The following is a 22,780-nucleotide window of genomic DNA, read 5'->3' as shown; positions in this document are numbered from 1 at the left end:
TCAGCGGCGCCTGCCGCCGAAGACGCTGCCCAGCACGCCCCGCAGTATCTCCTTGCCCAGCGAGGTACCCATGGTGCGCACGGCCGAGCGGGCCATGGTCTGCACCAGCCCGTCCTTCTTGCCGCCGCGGGGGCCCGTGGAGCCGAACAGCACGTCGTTCAGGCCCCCCAGCAGGCCGCCGTCCCCGGACGGGGCCCCGGTGCCGTCCGTGCCGGTCTTGCCGCCGGCCGGCGCCTGCACGGCATCGCCGGTGCGCCCGCGCAGCTTCTCGTAGGCCGATTCACGGTCCACCATCTTTTCATAGACGCCCGCCACCAGCGAACGGGCCATCAGCGCCTGGCGCTGCTGCGGGGTGATCGGACCGATCTGGCTGCCGGGCGGGAGCACGAAGACACGCTCGGTGGGCCCGGGGCGGCCCTTGGCGTCTAGCAGGCTCACCAGTGCCTCGCCCACGGCCAGTTCCGTGATGGCGGCCTCGATGTCCAGCCCGGGCTGCGGCCGCATGGTGGTGGCCGTGGCCTTCACGGCCTTCTGGTCGCGCGGCGTGAAGGCGCGCAGCGCATGCTGCACGCGGTTGCCCAGCTGGGCCAGCACGCTGTCGGGAATGTCCAGCGGGTTCTGGGTCACGAAATACACGCCCACGCCCTTGGATCGCACCAGCCGCACCACCAGCTCGATGCGCTCGACCAGCACCTTGGGCGCCTCGTTGAAGAGCAGGTGGGCCTCGTCGAAGAAGAACACCAGCTTCGGCTGGTCCGGGTCGCCGATCTCGGGCAACTGCTCGAAGAGTTCGGACAGCATCCAGAGCAGGAAGGTGGCGTATAGCCGCGGGGACTGCATCAGCTTGTCGGCCGCGAGGATGTTCACCACACCCCGTCCATCAACGGTCTGCATCAGGTCGTTGATGTCGAGCATCGGCTCGCCGAAGAACCTGTCGCCGCCCTGCGCCTCGATCTGCAGCAGCCCGCGCTGGATGGCACCCACGCTGGCGGCACTGATGTTGCCGTAGTCGGTGGTGTATTCCTTGGCGTTCTCGCCCGCGTGGGCGAGCATGGCGCGCAGGTCCTTCAGGTCGAGCAGCAGCAGGCCGTTGTCGTCCGCGATCTTGAAGACGATGTTGAGCACGCCCAGCTGCGTCTCGTTCAGGCCCAGCATGCGGCCGAGCAGCAACGGCCCCATGTCGGAGATGGTGGCGCGCACGGGGTGGCCCTGCTCGCCGAACACGTCCCAGAGCGTGGTGGGGCAGGCGAGCGGCTCGGGCGGCTGCAGGCCGCGCTCGGCCAGGGTGGCGGCCATCTTCTCGCCGATATGGCCGGGCTGGCTGATGCCGGTGAGGTCGCCCTTCACGTCGGCCATGAACACCGGCACGCCGATGCGGGAAAACCCCTCGGCCAGGGTCTGCAGGGTGACCGTCTTGCCGGTGCCGGTGGCGCCCGTGATGAGCCCGTGGCGGTTGGCCAGCGCGGGCAGCAGGTGGCATTCGGCGGTGTCGTGCTTCGCAATCAGGATCGGTTCGGCCATGGCTGGTGGGAGTCAAAAGTAAAATCGCGGCGATCGCTCGGGAACCTCTGGACGAATCGAGCGGAAGGCGTGCGCTGTGGATCGGGATGGGCTGCAAGGCGCACACCGGAGCAATAGCCCGGCTATTGCGAGGATTTGCAACGCCGCAGACCGCCCGATCCGCAGATGCACGCGGCGCGGTGATTCGTGCAGAGGTTCCCTAGATTAATCGATAGACACAACAGCAAGGACTTCCTGTGGCAGGACACAGCAAATGGGCCAATATCCAGCACCGCAAGGGGCGGCAGGATGAGAAGCGCGGCAAGATCTGGACCCGGATCATTCGCGAGATTACCGTGGCCGCCCGCGCCGGCGGGGGCGACGTCTCGGCCAATCCGCGCCTGCGGCTGGCCATCGACAAGGCCAAGGCCGCCAACATGCCGGCCGACCGCATCAAGTACAACATCGACAAGGCCACGGGCAACGCCGAAGGCCTGACCTACGAAGAGATCCGCTACGAGGGCTATGGCATCGGCGGCGCGGCCATCATCGTGGACACCATGACCGACAACCGCGTGCGCACCGTGGCCGAGGTGCGCCATGCGTTCAGCAAGTACGGCGGCAACATGGGCACGGAAGGCTCGGTGGCCTTCCAGTTCAAGCACGTGGGCCAGCTCATCTTCGCCCCCGGCACGAGCGAGGACAAGGTCATGGAAGTGGCCCTGGAGGCCGGCGCCGAGGACGTCGTGACGGACGAGGACGGCGCCATCGAGGTGCTCACCGCGCCCGGCGATTTCGAGGCCGTGAAGAACGCCCTGGAGGCCGCGGGCCTGACGCCCGATGCCGCCGACGTGACCATGCGCCCCGACGTCACCATCGAGCTGGCCGGCGAGGACGCCGAGCGCATGCAGAAGCTCCTGGACGTGATCGAGGATCTCGACGACGTGCAGGAGGTCTATCACAACGCCGCGATCTGAGGCACGCGCGGCAGCGGACACCCTATGAAAGTTCTTGTCATCGGAGGCGGCGGCCGTGAACACGCAATGGCCTGGAAGCTCTCGCAGTCTCCCAAGGTCACGAAGGTCTATGTGGCCCCCGGCAACGGCGGCACGGCCCTCAATTCCAAGCTCGAAAACATTCCCCTGACCGACGTGCGCGCGCTGCGCGCCTGGGCGCAGGAGCAGAAAATCACCCTCACCGTGGTCGGCCCCGAGGCGCCGCTGGCCGCCGGCGTGGTGGACGAGTTCCGCGCGCACGGCCTGCGCATCTTCGGCCCCACCAGGGCCGCCGCGCAGCTGGAGAGCTCCAAGGCCTTCTCCAAGGCCTTCATGCGCCGCCACGGCATTCCCACGGCCGACTACGACACCTTCACCGATCCGGCCCAGGCGCATGCCTTCATCGACCGACTGGGCGCGCCCATCGTGGTCAAGGCCGACGGCCTGGCCGCGGGCAAGGGCGTGGTCGTGGCCATGACCGCGCAGGAAGCCCATGACGCGGTGGACTTCATGCTGGTGGACAACAAGTACGGCGTGAGCCACAACGAGGGCGAGAACGGGAAGGCCGAGCCGCGCGTCGTGATCGAGCAGTTCCTCGAAGGCGAGGAGGCGAGCTTCATTGTGCTGTGCGACGGCAAGAACGTCGCCGCGCTGGCCACCAGCCAGGACCACAAGCGCCTGAAGGACGGCGACCAGGGCCCGAACACGGGTGGCATGGGCGCCTATTCGCCCGCGCCCGTGGTCACGGCCGACGTGCATGCGCGCGCCATGCGCGAGATCATCCTGCCCACCATCCGCGGCATGGAAAAGGACGGCATTCCCTACACCGGCTTCCTGTACGCCGGCCTGATGATCGACGCCAGGGGCCACCCCAAGACCCTGGAGTTCAACTGCCGCATGGGCGACCCCGAGACCCAGCCCATCCTCATGCGCCTCAAGAGCGACCTGGTGGACGTGCTGGGCGCGGCGGTGGACGGCAGGCTCGACCAGGTCGAGCTGCAGTGGGACCGCCGGCCGGCACTGGGCGTCGTCATGGCCGCCCACGGCTATCCGGAGAACCCCCGCAAGGGCGACGCCATCACCGGCCTGCCGGTGGATGCCGACGACGCCATGGTGTTCCATGCCGGCACCGAGCTGCAGGACGGCGTGGTGCGCACCACCGGTGGCCGCGTGCTCTGCGTGACGGCGCTGGCCGATAGCGTGAAGCTGGCGCAGCAGCGCGTCTATGACGTGGCGCGCGGCATCCACTTCGACGGCGCGCAGTACCGCCGCGACATCGGCCACCGGGCGGTGAAGAGCTGATGGCGACGGAATCCGGAACGGGGCGTGCCCCGGGCGTTGCCGCGCCGCCGCCGGACGCGGCAGAGCGCGTGCGCGCCTACCTGGTGGACCTGCAGTCGCGCATCACCAACGCGATCGAAAGCGTCGAGGGGGCGGGCGGGGCGCGTTTCCTCTCGGATGCCTGGGCCAAGGCCCCCGGCGAGCCGCTGCAGGGCGACGGCATCACGCGCATCCTCGAGGGCGGGCGCGTCTTCGAGCGCGCGGGCTGCGGCTTCTCGCACGTGCGCGGCGCCGCGCTGCCGCCCTCGGCCACGCAGCACCGGCCCGAGCTGGCCGGTGCGCCGTTCGAGGCCATGGGCGTGTCGCTGGTCTTCCACCCGCTCAACCCCTATGTGCCCACGGTGCACATGAACGTGCGCATGATCGCCGCCGCGCGCGACGGGCAGCCGCCCGTGTGCTGGTTCGGCGGCGGCATGGATCTCACGCCCTGCTACGGCTTCGAAGAGGATGCGGTGCACTTCCACCGCAGCTGCCGCGACGCGCTCTATCCGTTCGGCGAGGGGCTGTACCTGCGCTTCAAGCGCTGGTGCGACGAGTACTTCTACCTGAAGCACCGCGACGAGCAGCGCGGCATCGGCGGCATCTTCTTCGACGACTTCTCCGAACTGGGCTTCGACCGCAGCCTCGCGATGATGCAGTCGGTGGGCGATGCCTTCCTGGGCGCCTACCTGCCGATCGTGCAGCGGCGCCAGGGCATCTACTTCGGCGACCGCGAGCGCTCCTTCCAGTGCTACCGGCGCGGCCGCTACGTCGAGTTCAACCTCGTCTGGGACCGCGGCACGCATTTCGGGCTGCAGTCCGGCGGACGCACCGAGTCGATCCTGCTCTCCATGCCGCCCCTGGCGGGCTGGGCCTACCAGCGGCAGGACGCCCCGGGAACGCCCGAAGCCGAGCTGACGCGGCGCTTCGTGGTGCGCCGCGACTGGCTGTGAGCCTGCGCCGCATGCCCCCGCGGAGGGCACAAAGCTATAATTTCAATAGCTGCCTGCGTCCGCCTCGCCAGGGCAACCGGCAGGAAACACTCACCAACCCCGCTGCGGTGGCGCATTCCGTGCCCGCAGCGCTCCATTGGCTCCTGCGCCGGTTGCGCGCTATATTGCCTCTCACCCCCAACATCTCCCGTCCCTGATGACCACTTCCACCCGTTCGGAATCCGCCGCCAAGAAAGACGTTTCCAAGCTCCAGCGCGCCATCGTCGATGGCCTGGAGGACGTCAAGGCGCAAGACATCCAGGTGTTCAACACCGAGAAGCTGTCGCCGCTCTTCGAGCGGGTCATCGTGGCGTCGGGCACGTCCAACCGGCAGACCAAGGCCCTGGCCGCCAGCGTGCGCGACGCCGTGCGCGAGGCGGGCTTCCCCAAGCCGCGCACCGAGGGCGAGGACAACGGCGAATGGATCATCGTGGACTGCGGCGCCGCCGTGGCCCACATCATGCAGCCGGCCATCCGCCAGTACTACCGCCTGGAAGAGGTCTGGGGCGAGATGCCGGTGCGCCTGAAGCTCGGCGCCGCCAAGCCCGTGAAGGCCGCCGAATCCGGCGATGCCGCACCCGTGAAGAAGAAGGCCGCGCCGCGCAGGAAGGCTGCGGCGGCCGAAGCGGAGTTGCCGGCACGCAAGCCGGGCCGCAGCAAGGCTGCCGCCGCTGCGGCGGCCGCACCCGTTCCCGCGAAAAAATCCGCCGGCAAGGCCGCGCCGGTGAAGGCCGCTGCGGCCAAAACCCCGGCCAAGGCTCCCGCGAAGGCGGCTACCAAGACCGCTGCCGGCAAGTCGCCCGCAGCCAAGTCAGCCGCACCGAAGGTGAAGACGGTGGTGGTGAAGCCGGTGGCCCGCAAGCCCGCAGCCAAGTCCGCCGCTGCGAAGAAGGCGCCTTCGGCCCGTCCCGCCGCACCGCGCGCAGCCGCTGCCAGGAAAGCTCCGGCCCGCAAGAAGGCCGGCTGAGTGAACCGTCAGGCGGGTGTGCCGCCGAAGGCCTGGTGCGTGAGCCGGGCACCGACGCAGCATCCGCGGAGCACTGACCGATGAAACTCCTCATGGTGGCCGTGGGCCAGCGCGTGCCCGACTGGGCGCAGACCGCCTACGACGACTATGCCAAGCGGTTCCCGCCCGAGCTGAAGGTGGAGCTCAAGGCCGTCAAGACCGAGCCGCGCGGCTCCAAGACGCTGGAAACCCTCTACGCCGCCGAGCGCGAGCGCATCGAGGCCGCGATACCGCGCGGCACGCGCGTGGTGGCGCTCGACGAGCGCGGCACCTCGCTCACCACCAAGGCCCTGGCCGCCCGCCTCAAGGACTGGCAGCTGGGCGGCGACGACGTGGCGCTGGTCATCGGCGGCCCCGACGGGCTCGACCCGGCCTTCCGCCAGGCCGCGCACGAGCGCATCCGCCTGTCGGACCTCACGCTGCCGCATGCGATGGTGCGGGTGCTGCTGATCGAGCAGCTCTACCGCGCGTGGTCCGTGAACGCCGGCCATCCCTACCACCGGGAATAGCCTCCGCGCAGCGGCGCCAGACCTGCATCGCATGCGTTGTTCCGCCGCAGGTTTCGCCGCCGGGCAGTTCGCTCTGCAGCACGAAGCCCGCATGCCGCAGCAGCGCCAGCGAAGCGGCATTGTCCGCATGCACGTGCGCATCCAGATGCCGCAGTCCGAAACCCTGGAAGCAGCCGCGCAGCAACGCCTCCAGCGCTTCGCGCATGAAACCGTGCCGCTGGTGGGTGCGGGCGATCTCGTAGCCGACCAGCGCAGTCCGCTCCACCGGGTCCCAGCCCTTGAGCTGGCAGAGACCGATCAGGCCCGGCGCATCGCGCCGCTCGATCGCCCAGCAGATGTCGGGCACCGGCTTGCGGCCGATCATCACCATCCACGCGGCGAACACCTCGGCGGCCTCCATGTCGGCCAGCGGCGCATAGCCGATCCAGGTGCCCGGCGCGCGGGCATCGCTCATCGCGAGCAGGGCAGGGGCGTCCTCCAGGACGATGGGGCGCAGGCGCAGGCGCTGGGTATGGAAGCTGGGAAGACCGTCGGACATGCCCGGCATCTTCGCGCCGGCCGGCACCGCGCCCGCGCGGCCATCCGATGCCATGCACCGGCGCGCGAAGCGGCCCCGGCATCCGCTATCCTGCCGCCGTGAAACCGAACCCCCCTTCCCCTTCCTCCGCCACCTCCACCTCCACCTCCACCATCTCCGCCACGCAGGACTGTGCGCTGCCCTTCGTGTACCTGGCCTCCCAGAGCCCGCGGCGCCGCCAGCTGCTCGACCAGATCGGCGTGCGGCACGTGCTGCTGCTGCCCAACGCCGATGGCGATGCCGTCGTGGAGGACGCCGAGGCCATCGAGGCGCCCCGGCCCGGCGAGGCGCCCGCGCGCTACGTGCAGCGCGTGACCGGCCTCAAGCTGGATGCGGCCGTGGCGCGGCACGCGCGGCGCGGCCTGGAGCCTGCTCCCATCCTGTGCTCCGACACCACCGTGGCCCTGGGCCACGACATCCTCGGCAAGCCCGACGACGAGGCGCATGCGCGGCAGATGCTCGCCCGCCTGTCCGGCAGCACCCACCGCGTGCTCACCGCCGTGGCCGTGCAGGTACCGGGCGGCGCGCGCCACGCGGCGCTGTCGGTGTCGCGGGTGCGCTTCGCGCCGATGACCTCGGAGCAGATCGCGGCCTATGCCGCCAGCGGCGATCCGCTGGGCAAGGCCGGCGCCTACGGCATCCAGGGCCCTGCGGCCCGCTACGTGGAGCGCATCGCCGGCAGCTACACCGGCATCATGGGCCTGCCGCTGTTCGAGACGGCGCAGCTGCTGCGCCAGGCCGGCCTGCCCGGCTGAGGGCAGGCCGGCCGGGGCAGAAGCGGGGCAGGGGGCGAACCCTTTCCCGGCGCACAGGGAGGCCGTTGAGGCATCATCGGTTCCCGAGCACCTCCTCCCGTCCCGCCCGCCCTCGACCCCGCGCCGCCCGCCATGCAACAAGACATCCTCATCAATTGGTCCCCCCAGGAAACCCGCGTCGCCGTCGTCGAGCACGGCGCAGTGCAGGAGCTGCACGTGGAGCGCACGCTGGAGCAGGGGCTGGTGGGCAACGTTTACCTGGGCAAGGTCTCGCGCGTGCTGCCGGGCATGCAGTCGGCCTTCATCGACATCGGGCTGGAGCGCGCGGCCTTCCTGCACGTGGCCGACGTGTGGCACCGGCAGGAGGGCGGCGAGGCGCCGATGTTCGCGCGCAAGGGTGAACCGCCGTTGCCCATCGAGAAGCAGGTGTTCGAAGGGCAGGCGCTCATGGTGCAGGTCATCAAGGACCCGATCGGCACCAAGGGCGCGCGGCTCTCCACCCAGGTCAGCATCGCCGGGCGGCTGCTGGTCTTCCTGCCGCAGGACGACCACGTGGGCGTGTCGCAGAAGATCCCGTCCGCCGAGCGCGACCCGCTGCGCGCCCGCCTGCAGGCCCTGGTGGGCGACAAGGCCACGGGTGGCGGAGGCGGCTTCATCCTGCGCACCAACGGCGAGGATTCGTCCGACGCGGAACTGGCCGAGGACATCGCCTACCTGCGCAAGACCTGGGCGCGCATCAAGGAGGCCGCCCTGCGCCAGCCGCCGGCCTCGCTGCTGCACCAGGACCTGAACCTGCTGCAGCGCGTGCTGCGCGACCTCGTGGGCGAGGAAACCGCCAGCATCCGCATCGACTCGCGCGAGCAGTTCGCCCTGCTGCAGGCCTTCGGCCGCGAGTTCACTCCGGCCGCCGTGCCCAAGCTGCAGCTGTACAAGGGCGAGCGGCCCATCTTCGACCTCTACGGCATCGATGAAGAGATCGCCCGCGCCCTGGGCCGGCGCGTGGACCTGAAATCCGGCGGCTACCTCATCGTGGACCAGACCGAGGCGCTCACCACCATCGACGTGAACACCGGCGGCTACGTGGGCGCGCGCAACTTCGACGACACCATCTTCAAGACCAACCTGGAAGCCGCCCAGGCCATCGCCCGCCAGCTGCGGCTGCGCAACCTGGGCGGCATCATCATCGCGGACTTCATCGACATGGCGCGGGAAGACCACCAGCACGCCGTGCTCGCCGAATTCCGCAAGCAGCTCGCGCGCGACCGCGTCAAGACCATGACGGGCGGTTTCTCCCAGCTCGGCCTCGTCGAGATGACGCGCAAGCGCACCCGTGAATCCCTGGCCCACATGCTCTGCGAGCCCTGCGCCCACTGCCAGGGCAAGGGCAGCGTGAAGACGGCCCGCAGCGTGTGCTACGACATCCTGCGCGAGATCCTGCGCGAGGCCCGCCAGTTCAACCCGCGCGAGTTCCGGGTGGTCGCCTCCGCCAAGGTGGTGGAGCTGTTCCTGGACGAGGAAAGCCAGCACCTGGCGGGGTTGTCGGATTTCATCGGCAAGCCGATATCGCTGCAGGCGGAGAGTGGGTTGGGGCAGGAGCAGTACGACATCGTTTTACTTTGAGGTTTCAGGGCTTCCCATCGTGTCCCATATGCCACGCGTAAGTGGTTGTCGGGGCAGGGGTTTTCGGTAGGTGAGCTGTCTTTTGGTGTCGCGGAGTCGGCCGCATTCCAGGGCTGCACATCGCGCCACTGGACCCGCCCGTGACACGGAACATCCTCATGGCGACACCGAAGGGCACGTCAAGCCGCCCCAACGTCAAAGCTGTCATCAGCTTGCTTCGCGAATCCATCGCCAGCCAGCCGCCAGCGCCCCCAAAGCGTGCAAAGCTTGTCTGAACAGCACCGAGGCGGTGCGGCCGGCTGCTAGGCGGCTTTGCGCGGAGCAGTGGCAGGCGCTACCAGTGTGTCAGGGTCCTCAGCGAACCTAGAAACCACGCCGTCGAGCGCGCGCAGCACCGCGGCAATGGCAGGTCGCCGGTACGTGCCCTGCACCATCGCGACAAAGATGCGCCGGACCATGAGCGGCGTGATGGGAACGACCGAGAAGGCGGGGTCGACTGCGGCACCACGCAAGGCCAGCGCCGGAAGCACGGTGATGACGTATCCGGTTCGGACCATCTCCAAGGTCGCAGCCATGTTCCGGCAGCTGGCGACCACCCGCGGTGCGAACCCAGCCTCATGGCAGGCCGTGACGATTTGTGCCTTGTAGGTCTGCGCATTGCGGTTGATGGCCCAGTTCTCGGCTGAAAGCTCCGAAATGGTGACGGAGGGCTGGTTGGCCAGCCGATGGTCGGCGGGCAAGACCACGGCGAAGTGGTCCTCATAGACCGGCCTGAAGTACAGCATGCTCGACAGCGCCTCTGCGCTGATGGAGTCGTCGACAAGCGCGAGGTCGACCTGCTTGGCGGCCGCAGCCTTCAGGCTTTCGCCGGGTTCCAGCTCCTCGAAGCGCAGGTCGAGTTGCGGATGCTCTCGCAGAAGCTCGCGGAACACTTTGGGGATGAAGGTCGTGGCAACCGAGCCGAAAGCCGAGATGCGCACCTCACCCGCAACCGCCCCTTTCGCGGAAGCCAGGTCGGACTCGATTTCGTTGACCAGGTCGAAGACCTTGGCCGACCTGGCGACCAAGTTCTCCCCGGCAATCGTCAAGCGCACGCCCCTTCCGGACCGCTCGAAGAGTACGGTCCCGGTCTCTTGCTCAAGGATGGCCAACTGCTGGGAAACGGCCGGGCGCGTGAGGTTCACGGCCTCCGCGACCTTGGCGATGGTGCCGAGCACCGCGAGTTCACTGAGCAGATGGAGCCGAGAAAGGTTCAGCATGAGGAGATAGAAAACCTTACGCGACCCATGGTCGGGCGTTTATGCATGTTGCGGTGCAACTCAGGGTTTTCCCTCTGATAAATGAGCGAAGGGAGATTGCATGCAATTACCGAGCCATGCAGCCTGCACCGTTTCATGGCGACATGAAACGAAAGAAATTCTAACGCTCCACGTAAGCAGCAGTGGTCTTATCCTGCGCGACTGCTCTCCATAAAGTCCGGCCCATCCAAACAGGAGCGCTAGACAGTTATGAAGAACGTTGCATTTATCGGTGTGGGCAAGATGGGCGCGCAGATGGCCGCGCGCCTGGTCGCGGCAGGCCACAAGGTCTCCGTCTTCGACCCCAATGAGGCCGCAGTCAAGGAGTTGGTCGTGAAGGGGGCCGCAGCGGCGAAGAGCCCCAAGGCGGCAGCAGAAGGTGCCGACGCCGTCATGTTCAGCCTGCCGACGCCGGGCATCCTGCGCGCCGCCGTGAGCGGCCCGGATGGCGTGCTGAGCTCGGCCGGCAAGGGCGCGGTGCTGATTGACTTCAGCACAGTCGACCCGGAAACCACGAAGGAGCTGGCCAAGGCGGCCGCCGACAAAGGCGTGGCTTTCCTCGACTCCCCCGTCAGCGGCGGTGTGGCAGGCGCCACCAACGGCAAGCTCGTGCTGATGGTCGGCGGCGAAGCTGCCGTCCTCGAGCAGGTCAAGCCGGTGCTCGAGCACCTGGCCGGCCGCATCGTCCATTGCGGCCCCATCGGTTCTGGCCAGCTGACCAAGCTGAGCCACAACCTCATCGTGGCCATCAACACGGTGGCTCTGGGTGAAGTCCTCGCGGCAAGCGTCAAGGCTGGCGGCAATCTGGAAGTGCTGTGCGACGTCCTGTCCGCCGGCATGGCGGGCAGCAAGATGCTCGACTGGTTCCACAAGACCCTCTTCACGCAAGAGCGTCCCGCCCTCTTCGCCATCGACCTGATGCACAAGGACATCGGTCTGTGCCTGGACGAGTTCTCCAGCTACCCGATGCCGCTGGGCCAGCTGGTCAAGCAGACCTACAACGCCGCGCGCGCCAAAGGCCTGGGTGGCAAGGACTCCACCAGCATCTGCGAACTCTACGAAGAGCTGCTGGGCGTGCGCCTGCAAGCAGCCGCCTGAGCCTGTTCATTCCATCTTCAGCGAGCTACACGTGAGCAATTCCACCCAATCCTACGGCGACGTCAAGCTGCCCACCGCCGGCCTGTCCGGCAACTTCATCAACGGCGAATGGTCCAAGCCGATTGGCGGCGCGACCCTGGCCGTCATCAACCCTTGCCGCCTGGACACCATCGCCAATGTCGGCGCGGCAGATGCACGCGACGTGAACGCCGCGGTCGCAGCGGCCAAGGCGGCATTTCCCAAGTGGCGTCGCCGCGCAGCGCGTGAGCGCGGCGCCATGCTCATCGAGTTCGGCAACCGCATCACGGCGCATGCCGAAGAAATCTCCAAGCTGCTCGCGGCCGAGACCGGCAACGCATTGCGCACGCAGAGCCGCCCCGAGGTCGCCAGCACGGCGGAAGTGCTGCGCTACTACGGCGGCGTCATCGCCGAGCAGAAGGGTGAGACCCTGCCGCTGGGTCCCGGCCTGTTCAGCTACACCACCCGTGAGCCCTTCGGCGTGGTCGGCGCCATCATTCCGTGGAACTCGCCACTGGTCCTGGCCGCCGTGAAGATTGGCATGTCTCTGGGCACGGGCAACACCTTGGTGCTCAAGCCCGCCGAAGACGCCCCGCTGGCCGTCATCCGCATCGCCGAACTGGCCGCCGACATCTTCCCGCCTGGCGTCTTCAACGTCGTGACCGGTGAAGGCCTGGCCGCCGGCGCCCCGCTGAGCCAGCACGCCGACGTGGCCAAGGTGTCGTTCACTGGCTCTCACGAAGTCGGCCAGAAGGTCGCGCATGCCGTCGCCGACCGCATCGGCCATCTGACGCTGGAACTGGGCGGCAAGAGCCCCTGCATCGTCTACCCGGACGTCGCCGGCGACACGCAGCTCGACACCACGGTCAACAACATCATCGCGGCAATGCGCTTCGCCCGCCAAGGCCAGTCGTGCACCGCAGGCTCGCGCCTGTTCATCCACGAGTCGGTCTGGGCCAAGGTCATGCCGCGTCTGGTGGACAAGGTCAACGCACTGAAGGTCGGCGACGCGCTTGATGAGACCAGCGACATCGGCGCCGTCATCAACGCCGAGCGCTACACCGCGGTCTGCTGCTTCATCAAGGAAGCCATCGACGCCGGGGCCAAGGTCGAGACGGGCAAGCTGCCGCCCGCGACCGCCGATGCCAAGGGCTACTTCCCGACCCCGGTCATCTTCAGCGGCGTGGACAACACCTGGCGCATCGCCAAGGAAGAGGTCTTTGGCCCGGTGCTGGTCGCGATTCCATGGAAGGACGAGGCCCAGGTCCTGGCCATGGCCAACGACACGCACTACGGCCTGGCCGCCTACGTGTTCACGAACGACATCAACGCGGCCATGCGCGCCACCGAGGCGCTGGACGCGGGCTGGATTCAGGTCAACCGTGCGGGCGGCCAGATTCCCGGCATGTCGTACGGCGGCGCCAAGCAGAGCGGCATCGGTGCGGAGTACTCCATCGAGGGTGCCCTCGAGAGCTACACCAGCCGCAAGAGCGTGACCTACGGCATCTGACGCGGAGCAACCGTGACCACCTCTATGACATCGGCAGCGGCCTGGACCAGGGCGCTGACATCGGAACAGGTCGAGTCGGGCAACCGAATCGACCGCCTGATGACCCTGGAGATTCGGCCGCTGAGCGGCGGACTGCCGCCCGGCATCGTCGTACCGATGTACGAGGTGTGTCGCTCCCACCATGGCGGGCCTCTCTCCATGGCGGCCGCGGCCGCGCTGAAAGAGAAGGTCGCGCCAGGTAGCACCGTGTTCATCGCCACGGGTGCGGGCGTCGCGCCCAACCTGCCTGTTGGCGAGACGGACGGCCCGGTCGGCGCAGCGGCGCTGGCCGTGGCACTGGTGAAGGGGCTGAAGGCAAAGGTGGTCTTCATTACCGAAGACGCCCACCTCCCGCCCGTTGCAGCGGCCATCGAGCTCATCAACGCCAAGCTCGCCACGTGGGCCTCACAGCGGGTCGGCTTCAGGTTCGAGCCGGTAACCGTCGAGTCCTTTCCCATCGGGCTGAACGCGGGGCAGACGCGCTCGCGTGAGCTGGTCGAGACGTACCAGCCCAGCGCTGTGGTCTTCGTCGAGCGCGACGGTCCCAACGTGGAAGGGCAGTTCCACGGCGTCCGAGGCGACTGCCGGGACCCGTTGACCGTGGGCTATGTCTATCTGCTCGCTTACCACGCAGCCGAGGCTGGGATTCTCACCGTCGGCATCGGCGACGGCGGCAACGAAGTGGGCTTCGGCGCCGTCCGCGAGGCCATCCGCGATGTGCTTCCGTTGCTCGGCCGCTCCTTGGCCGGCCACGCCTCCGGTGTGGTTACCGTGGTGGCAACCGACGTCACGGTGAGTGCAGCGGTTTCCAACTGGGGAGCCTGCGCTGTGGCGGCAGCTCTTGCCGTCCTCCTGGACGATGCGGAGCTGCTGCACGACAAAGACACCGAGCACGAGCTCATCGCCGTCACCGTGGCCGCTGGTGCCCGCGACGGTGCGACATCCAAGCAGACGATGGTGGTGGACGGCATCGACTTCGTCGGCCACCTGGCATTCGTCACCCTCCTCAAGACCGTGGCGTCCATCTCCATTCGGACGGCCAAGGCTGCGTGACAAGGAAGTCTCATGCAAGAAAAGAAATCAACCGACGCGTTCGGCAACGAGCTCGACCCTGTGGTCGGCTTCGCGCGCGGTCAAATCATCAAGTCGAGCGTCGACGAGGCACGCCGCCTGCGCAATGGCCAGACCATCGCTGCTGAGCGGGTCCGGCGCCTCGGCCCTGAGTCCATCGGTGTCTTCACTGGAAACCAGCGCGAGTTCCCGCTGAAGGTCGAGGACCTGAACACGCACTGCGAAGAATGGGTCGGCCCGGGCCTGTTCGCCGAAGAGCTGCGCCGCGTCGCGGTGGAACACATGGGCGGACTGCCCGATGACAGCGTTGCTGTCGTGAACCGTACCAGCGCCGGCATCATCGCCACGATTGCGGCCTTGGCAGGCGGCAAGGACATCGTCTCCGTGGTGCCGCCATCCGGCCGCTCGCACGCCTCCGTCGTCCGTGGATGCGCCATCGCGGGGGTAACCCTGTTCGAGGTCCAGGGCGACAAGGACTGGGCCAAGCACGTCGAAGACGTGAAGCCCGGGCTGGTGGTCGTGACCACCGTGACCAGCAGCCTGGAGTTCCTGGAAGACCACATTGCCATGGACGTGGCGGCCCTGGCCAAGCGTCAGGGTGCGACGGTCCTTCTGGATGAAGCCTACGGTGCCCGCATGCGACCCGTCTTGCGCGGCGGCGTAAAGAGCTTGCAGCTCGGCGGCGACCTGGCCATCACCAACTGCGACAAAGCAGGCCTGTCTGGCCCGCGGTCCGGCCTGGTGGTCGGTCGCCCCGCGCTGGTGACTCGTGTGTCTGCGAAGGCGTCCGAGTTCGGCATGGAAGCGCGGGCGCCCATCGCCGCCAGTGCACTGCGCTCGATTCAGCGCTTCTCTCCGAAGGACCTGCTCGACGAAGCTGAAAGCGGCCAGGCGCTGGGCCGGGCGCTGCGCGAGCGCATGGGCGCGGACCTTGTGGGGGTCAGCGACCTCGGCCCGATGATTCACGAGGACCTGGCCATGAAGGAGGTCTTTCGCCGCGCCGGCCGCAGCACCGAAGGCGCTGGAGTGACGTCAGCGGAGATTACTTCCGCGCTGGGCGCCGTGCTGCTGCGCGACCACGGCATCCTCACCGTCAACACCCATGGTCAGCCGGGGGCACGGGTTTCCGTCCGGCTCAAGCCGACCCACGGAGCCATCGAACGCCTGGGCGGGATGGACAAGGTCGTGGAGGCGATGGTCGCGTCCTTCGACGCGGTTGCGCGCATCGTTCACCTGCCGGAAGAACTGTCCAAGCTCGTCCTGGGAGACACGAAATGACCATGGACCCCAAGCTCATCGCCGCCATCGACGCGCGGCTCGACAAGCTGGTCAGCATGGATGTGGGTGGTCGCGGCGTCGAGTACCTCTTCGAAGCGGCTTTTGCCCGCCAGGGCTGCTCGCTGGTTGGCGCCGCTGCCGAGGCGCTGCTGGCGGTCCCGGACGGCGCAACGGTGTTCGTCACGACGGGCTCGGTCTCTCGCGCGTGGATATCTCCCTACATCGGCGAGAACGACGGCCCGGCGGGCGCGGCCGTGGTCATCCGCGCGCTCGCCATCGCCAAGCGGGTGCACTGCGTTCTCATCGCCGAAGAGACGCTGCTGCCGGGCATGCGGGAAATCCTGACGAGTGCGGGGCTCACGGTTCTGCCCTTCGAACTGGCGCAAATTGCGGCGAAGGACGGCAGCCTTGCCGTTGCCTCGATGCTTCCGTTCACGACATCGGACGGTGAGGCCAAGGCCGAGGCGAGCCAGCTGCTGGACCGCTACGAGCCTGCGCTGTTCTTTTCGACCGAGCGCGTCGGCCGTGCGCGGGACGGCGTGTACTACAGCATGCGTGCCATCGACTACGGCATGGGACGCTCGCGCATCGACCTGCTCTTCGAAGAGGCGCAGGAGCGAGGCATCCCCACGGTCGCCGTCGGAGATGGCGGCAACGAAATCGGGATGGGTGCCGTGACCGATGCGGTGGCGAAGCACGTGAAGTTCGGCGAAACCATCGCCGCGGTCACAACCGCGGACGCGCTCGTGACGGCAGCTTGCAGCAATTGGGGTTGCAACGCCATCGTTGCCGCGATGGCGGCGCGCCGCGGCGACGCCCGCTTGGTCCACACCCCCGAGATGGAGCGCCAGCTGCTCAACCGTGGTGTCGATATCGGCCTCATCAACTCCGTGCAGAACGTCGTTGACGCCAACGTCGACGGCCTGCCGCTGGAGACCCACGTGGCCTTCGCCGAGCTGCTCCGCACCGTGGTGCGTCCTGCGCTGAAGTAGGCACAGGCACGCACCCCACCCGATTTCCCAGTCCCCATCCCCAACCGAAAAGAGGTTCCTCATGCGCAAACTACTTGCCGCCGCCAGCATGCTTCTCGCGAACATGTTCATGTCGCACGCCGCCATGGCGCAGGAAAAGTCCAAGCTGGATGAAGTGCTTGCCCGCGGCAAGGTCATCGTCGGCGTCAGCAGCGAATCCCCACCGTTCGGCTTCGTGAACGAAAAGGGCGAGCTCTCCGGGTTCGACATCGACGTCGCCAAGCTCATCGCCAAGGGCCTGTTCGGCAGCGACGACCCCAAGCACATCGAGTTCGTGAAGCAGAGCTCGGCCGCGCGCTGGGAGAACGTCAACAGCGGCAAGGTCGACTTCGGCATCCACGTGGCCACCATCCTGCCCGACCGGGTCGCGCGGGTCGCGTTCACCCGCGGCTACATCGACTCGTCCATCGTGGTCATCGTGAAGTCGGACTCGAAGTTCAAGACCTTCGCGGACTTGAACAACGACAAGGTCAACACGGCCATCCTGTCGACGCCAATTCAAGCTGACCGTGCGAAGCAGTTCTTCGGCAAGGCGAAGACCACGACGCTGGACTCCATCGGCGCGCAGTTCACTGCCGTCAAGGGCGGCCGCGTGGATGCCGCCCAGCTCGATGAGCCGGTGGCTCTGTGGTACGCCTCGCAGAATAAGGACGTTCGTATCCTGGACGAGCGTATGTCGGCCGTCACGAACAACGCCATCTACATGAAGCAAGGCGATTTCAAGTGGTGGCTGGCGCTGGACACCTACGTCAACGAGATGCGCTCCGGCTCGATGTTCAACGACTATGCCGCCAGCTACAAGAAGTGGTTCGGCAAAGACGCGCTGAACGCCAAGTACTACGTGAACCCGAAGTAATCGCAGCGGCGACACGGAGGACATTGGAATGAACTGGCTCAACACGGTTGCAGGATGGCTGCCCGAGTTCGTGGACGGCTTCCTGGTCACGCTGGCACTCGTTGCGATGTGCCTGCCTGCCGCGTTGGTGCTGGGCATGCTCCTGGTCCTTGCACGCATCTCCAGCAAGGCACTGGTCTGGATGCCTGCGTACGCTGTCATCGAGTTCCTGAGGAACGTACCCACGTTCCTGCTCATCCTGGTTGTCTACTACGGGGCACCGCTGCTGGGTTCCCGGCTCGACGGCCTGTACTGCGGTGCGATTGCCATCGCTGTACAGCACACGGCCTATCTGGCAGAAGTGTTCCGGGGTGGCGTGGGCGCCGTGCCCAGGACGCAATGGGACGCGGGGCGCGCCATCGGTTTCAAGCCCGTGGGCGTGTTCTTCCGCGTCGTGTTGCCGCAAGCCGTACTGAAGGTTGTGCCTGCCATCGGCAACCAGGTGGTGGTGCTCATCAAAGACACATCGCTGGTCGCCGGCATCGGCGTGGTCGACCTCACCCTGACCGGCAAGCTCATCATGGAACGGACGGCCGCCTCGTACGAGGTGTTCATCGTCGTCGCCATCTTCTATCTCGTCCTGACGACCCTTGCCAGCGGCCTGTTCCGTTGGCTCGAGGTGCCCGCAGGCAAGCGTCGCTGAACCGCCATGGACGTCGCATTCCTCAACCTCAACTATCTGCTCAGGGCCACGGTCGTGACCCTGGAGATCGCTGCCGCCACCGTGGTGTTCAGCTTCCTGCTGGGCACGCTGCTCGGCGTGTTCGCCGCGCTCGGCGGTCCGGTGGTCCGCGCGGTGCTGGCCGTGTACGTCTACATCGTGCGCGGCGTTCCGGTGCTGGTCCTGATCTTCATTGCGTTCTTCGGCCTACCGCGCCTGGGCATCGACGCACCCAACTATGTGGCGGCCACCATCGCGCTGGTCATCTACTTCGCGGCCTTCGTCGCGGACATCGTACGAGGCTCGATTGCTGCAGTACCCAAGACCACCGTCGAGGCGGGCATGGCCATCGGCCTGCGCAAGCACCAGATCCTGCTGCAGGTCCAACTGCCGCTGGGCATGCGCCTGGCGCTGCCGCCGCTGGTCACGACCGCCTCCATCGCGGTGAAGAGCACGTCCTACGCGTCCATCGTCGGCGTCTGGGAGCTGACTTATGCGTCACGCGAGGTCGTGGAGCGGACGCTCGCGGCCTTCGAGATCTTCTTCGCCGTGATGCTCATCTATTTCTGCATCTGCTACCCCATTTCGCTCGGCGCCAGCTACCTGCAGCGCCGCTTCCAAACGTCCTGAAGGCCGACGATGAACCTTGCCCATTCCACCTCGCCGCGCCGCACCATGATCCAAGTCAAGGGTGTGTCCAAGAGCTTCGGCGCCAACCAGGTCCTGCGTGACATCTCCTTCGACGTGAAGGAAGGCGAAGTCGTCGTCCTCGTCGGGCCCAGCGGCTCCGGCAAGTCCACGCTGTTGCGCTGCATCAACTTCCTTGAGGAGTTCCAGTCCGGCCAGATCCTGGTGGACGGCGATGCGGTCGGATACGACGGTGCGGCTGCCGGCTCCGGACGGCGCCGCCAGACCGAAGGTTCCATCGCTCATCTGCGGACCAAGGCCGGCATGGTGTTCCAGAACTACAACCTGTTCCCGCACAAGACCGCGCTCGAGAACGTGATGATGGGGCCGGTCCTCGTGAACAGGGAATCGAAGGCCGACGCCCGTGCCCACGCGCTGACGCTGCTGAAGAAGGTGGGGCTGGCGGAGCGCGCGAACCACTTCCCGTCGCAGCTGTCCGGTGGCCAGCAGCAGCGCGTAGCCATCGCACGCGCGCTGGCCATGCGTCCCAAGGTCATGCTGTTCGACGAGGTCACCTCGGCGCTCGATCCGGAGCTGGTCGAAGAGGTTCTCAAGACCTTGCGCGACCTCAGCAACGAGGGCATGACCATGATCATCGTGACCCACGAGATGCAGTTCGCGCGCGACGTCGCCGACCGCCTGCTGTTCTTCTACCAGGGCGCCATCATCGAAGACGGTCCTCCTGCAGATGTCTTCGCCAACCCCAAGACCGAGCGCTTCCAGGCCTTCGTGAAGCGGTTCCAAGCCAACAGCCACAGTGGCTGAGGTGTCGCATGAAGCTCTTTGAAGACGTCACCATGAACCGCAGCAGTAAACCCAGGACGGCTGAAAGGCCCATCCTCGAACTTCGCGACATCCACCTTGCCTATGGCAGCAACGTCGTCCTGAAGGGCGTCGACCTCGCCGTCAGGCGTGGCGAGGTCGTCGTCATCGTCGGACCGAGCGGCGGGGGCAAGAGCTCGTTGCTGCGCTGCGCGAATCTGCTGCAACGCATCGACTCCGGCCAAATTCTGCTGGAGGGCGATGACCTCCTGGGTGGCAAGCTCAACGAGAACCAGATCCGCCAGCGCGTCGGCATGGTGTTCCAGCACTACTACCTGTTCCCGCACCTGACCGTCATGCGCAACCTCACGCTCGCGCCGCGACGGGTGCTGAAGGAGCCTGTCGCCCAGGCCGAGGAGCGGGCCAGGGAGTACCTGCGCAAGGTCGGCCTGTCGGACAAGGCCAGCCACTACCCCGACCAGCTCTCCGGCGGCCAGCAGCAACGCGTGGCCATCGCGCGCGCGCTGATGATGCAGCCGCACGTGATCCTGTTCGACGAAGCCACGTCCGCGCTGGACCCGGAGCTGGTGGGCGAAGTGCTCGCCGTGATGAAGGACCTCGCGAAGTCCGGCATGACCATGCTTGTGGTCACGCATGAGATGGGCTTCGCGCGCGACGTGGGCGACCGCGTGGTGCTGATGGCCGGCGGAAACATCGTCGAGCAAGGCCCGCCCTCCGAAGTGCTCGACAACCCGCAGCACGAGCGGACCCGGCAGTTTCTCTCGCGCATGAAGAAGCACTGAGGCTTCGCGTCCACCCCGTTTCTCCCCCCCGCAAAGGCCTTCACCATGAACCGCATTGCATCCGCTTCGTTCGTCGCCGCCCTCGGGCTCGCGTCACTGTCTGCCCTGGCCGCGGCCGCCAAGGTCGATGTCCCGCTTCCGGCGGAACTCAAGTCCGCCGGCTACCTGACCGTGGGCATCAACTGCACCTACCCGCCGGCGGGCTATGTGGGCTTCGATGGCAAGCCCGCCGGCTACGAGTACACGCTGGTCAAGCGCATCGCCGAGTTCGCGTTCGGTACCGCCGAGGGCCTGCGCACCCAGTGCGTGAACGACAGCAACCGCATTCCGTTCCTGCAGGCCGGCAAGATCGACCTGCTGCTGGCCTCGCTGGCCTACACCCCAGCACGCGCAGAACAGCTGGACTACTCCAACCCGATCTGGGTCAGCAACCTGCAGCTCATCGTTCCCAAGGACTCCAAGGTGGCCGACTACAGCGACCTGGCCGGCAAGACCGTCATCACCCCGACGGGCAGCACCTACCAGACCTGGCTGCAGAAGTGCTACCCCCAGGCCCAGCTGAACACCGTGCAGACGGCGGCAGAAGGCGCGACGATGCTGACCCAGGGCCGCGGAGATGCGTTCGCGTACATCGACGTGTACGGCTTCAACTTCACCCAGATGCAGAAGAACTACAAGGTCGTCGGCACCCTGGCGGCCTCCGCGGTGCAGGGCGTGGGCGTGAAGAAGGGCAACAAGCCGATGCTCGACTGGATCAACGCCGTGCTGGAGCAGATGCGTTCGGAGGATGCCTTCTACAACGCCTTCGCGCAGGAGGTGAAGGCCCCCACCTTCGTGGCGAAGTACCGCCAGCTCGTCCCAGGTCCGAACAACAAGATGGACTACAGCAAGAGCGGCGCGCTGGACTGCCTGAAGTAAGAGCTGCCCATGCCTGGAGCGGCCGCGAGGCGCGCTCCAAGCCCACGGAAGAACCCCGATGTCAAACACCTTCGTCAACGAGCTCTGGCTCCTGCTGGGCGGGCTGGGCAGAACGCTCCTGGTGAGCGTCATCGGCATCGCCATGGGCGTGGTGCTGGGGATGCTGCTGGGTGCCGCCCGGCATGCGCGCATCCCGGTGCTGAGCCCGCTCATCGCCTGCTACGCCAACCTGTTCCGGTGCACGCCCTTGCTGGTCCAGGTCGTGATGCTGTACTTCGCGCTGCCGGACCTCGGCATCAAGCTGTCGCCGTTCGACACGTCGTGGCTGGCCCTCGGCTTGTGGGGGGCGGCCTACCACACCGAGATCTTCCGCGCGGGCTACGGCGCGGTCAATCCGAACGAAGTCATCGCCGCCCGTGCCCTGGGCATGTCCGCGCCCCGGGCCTTCCTGGACGTCACGCTGCCGCTGGGCGCGCGGGCGTCCATCCCGGCTGCGACGACGATGGCCATCACGCAGTTCCGCTCCTCGTCCTTCATGATCGCCGTGGGATACCAGGAGCTGACCTATGTGGCCAACCGGATGGTGGCCGACACGTTCAAGGTCTTCGAGGTCTTCGGCATCGCGGCACTCGCCTACCTGGTGGTCTCCAACATCATCGCTGTGGTGTCGCGCCGTCTCGAGCGCGCCGTGGCTGTTCCTGGCCTGGGAGCCACAAAATGAACCAGGACTGGGTCGTCCCCGTTGCCCTGCACATGCTCAACGGGCTCTCTGTCACGCTGTGGGTCTCCTTGCTGACGACGCTGCTGGCCACGGCCATCGGTCTGTTCATCGGCGGACTGTCGGCCAGCACCTCACGCTGGGTGCAGCTTGGCGTGCGCCTGTACATCGACATCTTCCGAGGCGTGCCGTCGCTCATCACGCTGCTATTCGTGTTCTTCGCGCTGCCGCATATCGGGGTTACTACCGGTCCCATCACGGCTTCCGTTCTCGGCCTGGCAGTTTGGGGTGGGGCCAACATCGCTGAGACCGCGCGGGGCGCGCTCAAGTCCATCTCCGCACGTCAGACAGAGGCAGCGCGTGCATTGGGCCTTGGCAAGCTGCAGGCGCTCGTCTTCGCGGTGATGCCGCAGGCTATTCGACGGTTCTTGCCTCCCTACATCGGGCAACTGACGGTGCTCATTCAGGCCAGCGCGCTGACATCGGTCGTCGGCGTCGCCGACCTGCTAGGAGCCGCTCGCCAGATGATTGAACGCCTAGCCTACGTCAGCCCTGAACCGTACGCGGTACCCATCTATATGGGCGTCCTGCTCCTGTTCTTCCTCATTTGTTATCCCCTAACCTTGCTTGCGAGCTACCTGGAGCGAAAGCTCCGTAGTTGAACTTCCATGACCACGCATTTCTCTCCAGCCCTGCGCGCTGAGGTCCAACGCCGACTC

The 22,780-nt window shown here is 66.9% G+C and carries 23 protein-coding genes; 20 read left to right on the top strand and 3 right to left on the bottom strand.

Features of this window, described 5'->3' with window-relative positions:
- A complete protein-coding gene (locus BLR05_RS03900; protein ID WP_092832460.1) occupies nucleotides 1-1,521 on the bottom strand; it encodes a helicase HerA-like domain-containing protein in 1,521 nt (506 codons plus the stop codon).
- Between the two features lie 236 nt (nucleotides 1,522-1,757).
- Here BLR05_RS03900 and BLR05_RS03895 point away from each other — a divergent pair, with 236 nt between their 5' ends.
- The 5 genes from BLR05_RS03895 to rlmH all read left to right on the top strand — a co-directional run bounded on the left by BLR05_RS03895 (nucleotide 1,758) and on the right by rlmH (nucleotide 6,322).
- Complete coding sequence (locus BLR05_RS03895) at nucleotides 1,758-2,477, top strand: YebC/PmpR family DNA-binding transcriptional regulator (RefSeq protein ID WP_092832459.1); 720 nt, start codon at nucleotides 1,758-1,760, stop codon at nucleotides 2,475-2,477.
- A gap of 24 nt (nucleotides 2,478-2,501) precedes the next feature.
- Nucleotides 2,502-3,797: a phosphoribosylamine--glycine ligase gene (gene purD, locus BLR05_RS03890; protein ID WP_092832458.1), complete on the top strand. Its 1,296-nt coding sequence runs from the start codon at nucleotides 2,502-2,504 to the stop codon at nucleotides 3,795-3,797.
- The gene (gene hemF, locus BLR05_RS03885; RefSeq protein ID WP_167361189.1) at nucleotides 3,797-4,768 is read left to right on the top strand and encodes an oxygen-dependent coproporphyrinogen oxidase; all 972 of its coding nucleotides are present in this window, start codon (nucleotides 3,797-3,799) and stop codon (nucleotides 4,766-4,768) included. The genes purD and hemF overlap by 1 nt, the downstream gene beginning before the upstream one ends.
- Before the next feature lie 196 nt (nucleotides 4,769-4,964).
- Nucleotides 4,965-5,774 (top strand): ribosome silencing factor, encoded by an 810-nt coding sequence (gene rsfS, locus BLR05_RS03880; RefSeq protein WP_092832456.1) that lies wholly within the window; start codon nucleotides 4,965-4,967, stop codon nucleotides 5,772-5,774.
- A gap of 80 nt (nucleotides 5,775-5,854) precedes the next feature.
- Nucleotides 5,855-6,322: a 23S rRNA (pseudouridine(1915)-N(3))-methyltransferase RlmH gene (gene rlmH, locus BLR05_RS03875; protein ID WP_092832455.1), complete on the top strand. Its 468-nt coding sequence runs from the start codon at nucleotides 5,855-5,857 to the stop codon at nucleotides 6,320-6,322.
- On the opposite strand, the gene BLR05_RS03870 is transcribed toward rlmH, so the two are convergent.
- Nucleotides 6,228-6,860, bottom strand: a complete 633-nt coding sequence (locus BLR05_RS03870; RefSeq protein WP_230681230.1) for a GNAT family N-acetyltransferase — start codon at nucleotides 6,858-6,860, stop codon at nucleotides 6,228-6,230. The genes rlmH and BLR05_RS03870 overlap by 95 nt on opposite strands.
- Before the next feature lie 47 nt (nucleotides 6,861-6,907).
- Here BLR05_RS03870 and BLR05_RS03865 point away from each other — a divergent pair, with 47 nt between their 5' ends.
- Nucleotides 6,908-7,654, top strand: a complete 747-nt coding sequence (locus BLR05_RS03865) for a Maf family protein (protein ID WP_092832453.1) — start codon at nucleotides 6,908-6,910, stop codon at nucleotides 7,652-7,654.
- 132 nt (nucleotides 7,655-7,786) lie between these two features.
- On the top strand, nucleotides 7,787-9,274 hold the full coding sequence (gene rng / locus BLR05_RS03860) for a ribonuclease G (protein WP_092832452.1): 1,488 nt from the start codon (nucleotides 7,787-7,789) through the stop codon (nucleotides 9,272-9,274).
- Nucleotides 9,275-9,576: 302 nt separating this feature from the next.
- Here rng and BLR05_RS03855 read toward each other — a convergent pair whose 3' ends face one another.
- Nucleotides 9,577-10,533 (bottom strand): LysR family transcriptional regulator, encoded by a 957-nt coding sequence (locus BLR05_RS03855; RefSeq protein ID WP_092832450.1) that lies wholly within the window; start codon nucleotides 10,531-10,533, stop codon nucleotides 9,577-9,579.
- A 249-nt stretch (nucleotides 10,534-10,782) separates the two neighbouring features.
- Between BLR05_RS03855 and BLR05_RS03850 the strand changes: the two genes are divergently transcribed.
- The 13 genes from BLR05_RS03850 (at nucleotide 10,783) to BLR05_RS03790 (ending at nucleotide 22,723) form a co-directional block, all read left to right on the top strand.
- Complete coding sequence (locus BLR05_RS03850) at nucleotides 10,783-11,670, top strand: NAD(P)-dependent oxidoreductase (RefSeq protein ID WP_092832449.1); 888 nt, start codon at nucleotides 10,783-10,785, stop codon at nucleotides 11,668-11,670.
- A gap of 31 nt (nucleotides 11,671-11,701) precedes the next feature.
- A complete protein-coding gene (locus BLR05_RS03845) occupies nucleotides 11,702-13,198 on the top strand; it encodes an aldehyde dehydrogenase family protein (protein WP_092832448.1) in 1,497 nt (498 codons plus the stop codon).
- Nucleotides 13,199-13,210: 12 nt separating this feature from the next.
- Entirely contained in the window at nucleotides 13,211-14,290 is a 1,080-nt protein-coding gene (locus BLR05_RS03840) for a glutamate cyclase domain-containing protein (RefSeq protein WP_143015856.1), read from the top strand.
- A gap of 12 nt (nucleotides 14,291-14,302) precedes the next feature.
- Nucleotides 14,303-15,586, top strand: coding sequence for a PLP-dependent aminotransferase family protein (locus BLR05_RS03835; RefSeq protein WP_092832445.1), 1,284 nt, complete (start codon nucleotides 14,303-14,305; stop codon nucleotides 15,584-15,586).
- Nucleotides 15,583-16,578 carry a glutamate cyclase domain-containing protein gene (locus tag BLR05_RS03830; RefSeq protein WP_244160039.1) on the top strand — a complete coding sequence of 332 codons (996 nt, stop codon included), beginning with the start codon at nucleotides 15,583-15,585 and terminating at the stop codon, nucleotides 16,576-16,578. Before BLR05_RS03835 ends, BLR05_RS03830 begins: the two co-directional genes overlap by 4 nt.
- Before the next feature lie 61 nt (nucleotides 16,579-16,639).
- A complete protein-coding gene (locus BLR05_RS03825; RefSeq protein WP_092832443.1) occupies nucleotides 16,640-17,473 on the top strand; it encodes a transporter substrate-binding domain-containing protein in 834 nt (277 codons plus the stop codon).
- Between the two features lie 28 nt (nucleotides 17,474-17,501).
- Complete coding sequence (locus BLR05_RS03820; RefSeq protein WP_092832442.1) at nucleotides 17,502-18,155, top strand: amino acid ABC transporter permease; 654 nt, start codon at nucleotides 17,502-17,504, stop codon at nucleotides 18,153-18,155.
- 6 nt (nucleotides 18,156-18,161) lie between these two features.
- The gene (locus BLR05_RS03815; protein WP_092832440.1) at nucleotides 18,162-18,803 is read left to right on the top strand and encodes an amino acid ABC transporter permease; all 642 of its coding nucleotides are present in this window, start codon (nucleotides 18,162-18,164) and stop codon (nucleotides 18,801-18,803) included.
- 45 nt (nucleotides 18,804-18,848) lie between these two features.
- Complete coding sequence (locus BLR05_RS03810; protein ID WP_092832495.1) at nucleotides 18,849-19,625, top strand: amino acid ABC transporter ATP-binding protein; 777 nt, start codon at nucleotides 18,849-18,851, stop codon at nucleotides 19,623-19,625.
- A gap of 8 nt (nucleotides 19,626-19,633) precedes the next feature.
- Complete coding sequence (locus tag BLR05_RS03805) at nucleotides 19,634-20,425, top strand: amino acid ABC transporter ATP-binding protein (RefSeq protein WP_279615999.1); 792 nt, start codon at nucleotides 19,634-19,636, stop codon at nucleotides 20,423-20,425.
- A 45-nt stretch (nucleotides 20,426-20,470) separates the two neighbouring features.
- Nucleotides 20,471-21,343, top strand: a complete 873-nt coding sequence (locus BLR05_RS03800; RefSeq protein WP_092832439.1) for a transporter substrate-binding domain-containing protein — start codon at nucleotides 20,471-20,473, stop codon at nucleotides 21,341-21,343.
- 58 nt (nucleotides 21,344-21,401) lie between these two features.
- Entirely contained in the window at nucleotides 21,402-22,064 is a 663-nt protein-coding gene (locus tag BLR05_RS03795; RefSeq protein WP_092832438.1) for an amino acid ABC transporter permease, read from the top strand.
- Nucleotides 22,061-22,723, top strand: a complete 663-nt coding sequence (locus tag BLR05_RS03790; protein ID WP_092832437.1) for an amino acid ABC transporter permease — start codon at nucleotides 22,061-22,063, stop codon at nucleotides 22,721-22,723. The genes BLR05_RS03795 and BLR05_RS03790 overlap by 4 nt, the downstream gene beginning before the upstream one ends.
- Nucleotides 22,724-22,780: the final 57 nt, after the last annotated feature.

The sequence above is a fragment of the Paracidovorax cattleyae genome, assembly GCF_900104515.1.
Lineage (GTDB): Bacteria > Pseudomonadota > Gammaproteobacteria > Burkholderiales > Burkholderiaceae_C > Paracidovorax > Paracidovorax cattleyae.
This window is presented reverse-complemented; position numbering and strand designations above follow the sequence as displayed.